General features: G+C 22.7%; 5 protein-coding genes. All 5 read left to right on the top strand.

All coding sequences use genetic code 11. The features are described 5' to 3' along the window. The first annotated feature begins 31 nt into the window (after nt 1-31). The 5 genes from HMPREF0216_RS16815 (at nt 32) to HMPREF0216_RS11120 (ending at nt 3,931) form a co-directional block, all read left to right on the top strand. Nucleotides 32-442, top strand: a complete 411-nt coding sequence (locus tag HMPREF0216_RS16815; protein ID WP_083875417.1) for a transglycosylase domain-containing protein — start codon at nt 32-34, stop codon at nt 440-442. Between the two features lie 150 nt (nt 443-592). Then, nucleotides 593-1,363 carry a hypothetical protein gene (locus HMPREF0216_RS17510; protein WP_005214259.1) on the top strand — a complete coding sequence of 257 codons (771 nt, stop codon included), beginning with the start codon at nt 593-595 and terminating at the stop codon, nt 1,361-1,363. 139 nt (nt 1,364-1,502) lie between these two features. Continuing rightward, nucleotides 1,503-2,036 carry a 2'-5' RNA ligase family protein gene (locus HMPREF0216_RS11110; protein ID WP_005214260.1) on the top strand — a complete coding sequence of 178 codons (534 nt, stop codon included), beginning with the start codon at nt 1,503-1,505 and terminating at the stop codon, nt 2,034-2,036. A gap of 262 nt (nt 2,037-2,298) precedes the next feature. Then, nucleotides 2,299-3,270 carry a patatin-like phospholipase family protein gene (locus HMPREF0216_RS11115; RefSeq protein WP_005214261.1) on the top strand — a complete coding sequence of 324 codons (972 nt, stop codon included), beginning with the start codon at nt 2,299-2,301 and terminating at the stop codon, nt 3,268-3,270. Nucleotides 3,271-3,328: 58 nt separating this feature from the next. Then, a complete protein-coding gene (locus HMPREF0216_RS11120; RefSeq protein WP_005214262.1) occupies nt 3,329-3,931 on the top strand; it encodes a hypothetical protein in 603 nt (200 codons plus the stop codon). The last annotated feature ends 61 nt before the right edge of the window (nt 3,932-3,992 follow it).

The raw sequence follows: 3,992 nt of genomic DNA on the forward strand, positions 1-3,992 counted from the left end.
TGTGTCCAAAATATTGACATAAGACCAATTAATTACAAATTTAGAAAATGGACAAATTCTTGAAGGTGGAAGTACAATTACTCAACAGGTAGCTAAAAATATATTTTTAACTAATGAGCAAAGTTTTGATCGAAAAATAAAAGAAATTTGTATAGCACAAAAGTTAGAAAATAAATATACTAAAGAAGAAATTTTAGAGCTTTATGTTAATGTAATTTATTTTGGAGATGGATATATTGGTATAAAGGAAGCTTGTAATGGATATTTTAATAAAGAACCAAACGAATTAAGTGATAATGAAGCAACATTATTAGCTGGCTTGCCTCAAGCCCCTAGTTTATATGCATTAAATAACAATTATGATTATGCTGTAGAAAGACAAAAGCAAGTTATTGAAGCGTTGGAAAAATGGCACAGTAAAAATAAATCTAATAAAGATTAATAAAAATATTACAACTATTATTCTAAATTAAATAATATTAAATTTAAAATAAGTGAAGTTAAAAATATGTAAATTCATTCTATAATTCTTCAAAAAATAATATGTACAATGATATAATAAGATGCAAATAAATTTTTAGGAGATGCAATTATGGAACGTATTTGTTTTAGTAATAATGAGGGTATTCCTCAATATAGTTGTAGCACATGTTATAGATGTAATAGTATTTTCGGAAAAAGTTTATGTGAAATAAAGAAACGAGGATGCTGTTGGTATTATCCTAAATTTACATTATATGAAATTCATAAAATGGTAAAGGATAAAGATGGACTAGCTACTTTAAATAAAATATTAAATTTACCAAACACTATTATATACAATTATTATATTCATTGTAAGGGTTTTTTTGATAGTGAAAGTTATGAGTTGTTTGTTAATAGTAATGGGACAAGCAGTTTAAAATTTGCTACTGATTTTGAAATAAAAGAAGTTAACGAATCTATAATAAAAGAAGAAAATCTTCATACATATGAAGAATATGATATACAAGAAGTTAATAGTTTAAAAAAGCCTAAAGTAATTAAAGATGTTTCTATGTTTTTTAGAGCATGTCCTTTTATTGAGCCAGGTAAGGGATGCTCATTAGATATAAAATATAGAAGTTTTATTTGTAATTTTTTCATTTGTGATGAAATAACAGAAAAATTAGATAATAATAGTGAATTTAAAAGATATATTGAGGAAAGAGATAACTATATAAGATGGATAGAATGGGAAAATAGCTCTTTAGAAGCATTATTGAGACAACAAAAGCTAAATTTAGTAAATAATCTAAATGAAGTAATTGAAACATTAAAAGGGATAAATTTAAATGAATATAATTTCCCAGAATTAAATGATATACACCTAGAATTAGAATAGTTTATCATATTTTTGAACCTACTTTTTAAATCTTATATAAAAAAATATATATTAACTATTTACTAGATTTTATAAATGTATATAGTATTATTTTTATCATATAATAAATATTAAATTTATTGAAAGTGAGAACAGTAGTATGAGATATGTAATTGTTAGTGTTGTAAAAGGAGAAGCAGGAAATTTTAATAATAATCTAAGAAATGATATACTTAATAAATTTAATGTAAAATCTTCAAAATTACCAGCTCATTTTACTATAAAATCTCCTTTTGAATATGATGGTAAAATTAGTGATTTAGAAAATTGTATTGAAAATTTATGTAGTAGTGAAATTGCCTTTAATTATAAAGTAAAAGGATATAATCATTTTGATGATAGAGTCATCTATATGGATGTTAAAATGTCTAATGAAGGTAAAAAGTTTCATGATAAACTTATAACTGAATTAAGCAAGATTCCATATATACAGTTTAATGAAATTGATGGAAAAGATAAAATATTTCATGTAACTTTAAGTTCAAAAAAAATTAAAAATGTTTATAATAAACTATGGAATTATATAAATCTATTTCCATGCGACTTTAACTGTAAATTTGATAATGTTTGTATTTATAAATGGATAGAAAATAATTGGATATTGCATAAAGAATATATTATAAAAAAGTTTTAACAATAGTAGTATTATTCCAAAATATATTTCTATAATAATTAAATTGTATTATACAGAGGTTAAATAAGATTTTATTAATTTTATTTAATCTTTGTATTTTTTTATACTTTTTGTAATTAAAAAAATTCTATTAATCTTACATTATCAGTATAAAGTAGTATAATATACTATAATATGATAATATAAATTGAAATCAGTAACTTATTATTTTTATAAAAGTCTATATTTTAAATGTACTTCATTTATTAATCATTAAAAAGGAGTGAGGGTATTGATAGATATAGAAGACTTATTTGATTTAAATATAGGTCTAGTTTTAGCTGGGGGTGGAGCTAAAGGAGCTTATGAAGCTGGTGTTTTTAAAGCACTTTGGGAATTAGATATAATAAGACGTATTTCTGTAGTTTCAGGGGTATCAATTGGTACAATAAATGGACTTATGCTTTCTATGAATGATGGAAGTATTATGGATAAGAGCTGGTCTAACATACGATATTCAAGATTTATTAATAATGAAAATACTGTTAGGGATTTGAAAATTAAAGAGTTCATAAAGAAAACTGCTAATGGTGAAAATCAATTAAGTTTACTACAAAGCTTTAAAAGAAATGATATTGGTTTATTATCTCAAAGTGGTATTAAAAGTTTTATTGAAGACTATGTTGATTTTCAAATAATTAGAGACAGTAAAAAGCTTCTTTATGCATGTGCATATAATATAGATTTAGAAGAACCTGAGTATTTTAAACTTAATGATTATGATGATGAGGATATTTTAAATATATGTATTGCCTCTTGTGCTGTTCCATACTTATTTAAGCCAATAAAAATAGGGAAGTATAGATATGCAGATGGTGGTGTAAATAATCCTAAATATATAAATCAAAATGCTGATAATGTTCCAATTAAACCACTGAAAACTCATAATTGTGATATTATAATAGTTGTTCATTTAGCATTTAATCAACCTATTAATAGAGAAGGTTTTGAAAATACTCATATTATTGAAATATATCCATCAATGCAATTAGAATTAATTAATGGAATCGGAACAGTAAATATTAGACAAAATGTATTAAGTCAACATATAGAATTAGGATATAGAGATGCATTAACAATATTAGCACCAATGATAATCGATATGTTAAAAGGAAAGCCTTTAGAAAAATTAATAAAAAAACATGAAGAATATAATAAAGAACTACTAAATAAAAATAGACACTCTTTAATTTAATATTAGCGTTTATAATTTATTAATATAGTAAATCTTTAATCAAAAGAGGAGAAAAGTAATGGAACAAAATAATAATAATTTAACTTCAGAAGAAATTCTAAATAATATATTAGCTAAAGAATTAAATTCTAAAAAGAATATATTAGATGCAATAGAAAAAACTAAACCTTTATTAAAAGAAGAATTAAGTAAAGAAAAAGCTCAAGAAATATATACTATTATTTATAATTCTATTGAAAAAATGAATACAGTAGTAAAAGCAAATACAATAATATATTTAAAAAATCAACTAAAATCATCCTTAGGAAAATTTGTAGATAACAAGGATCCTAAGGAAATCAATCATTTTTTAGAATTTTTTAAAGAAGCATATCCACCTAATAATAGAAGAGTTGGTTATACAAGAGTTATAAATGACTTTAGCAAAATAACAGATGAACAAATTTGGCATACGTTAACATTTATAAATAGAGTTGTTATAAAAACTAAAAGAAGACTAGGTGAAGATGAGAAAGAAGATATTATAAAAAATATAAATACTCTACTTAAATCAGGGAAAATTGAATATATAAACCAAGTTAAAAGTTTAGAAAAATTATTAAATGTTTTAAACGTAAAAGTTATCAATGATAAAGAAATTTACAAATTAAAAAAACGATAAAATATAGTCCTATTTTATAATTAGAAAAGAGTGGTGTTAGTATAAAGTAGTGGACACATTA

Origin of the sequence: Clostridium celatum DSM 1785 (assembly GCF_000320405.1) — a bacterium.
Lineage (GTDB): Bacteria > Bacillota > Clostridia > Clostridiales > Clostridiaceae > Clostridium > Clostridium celatum.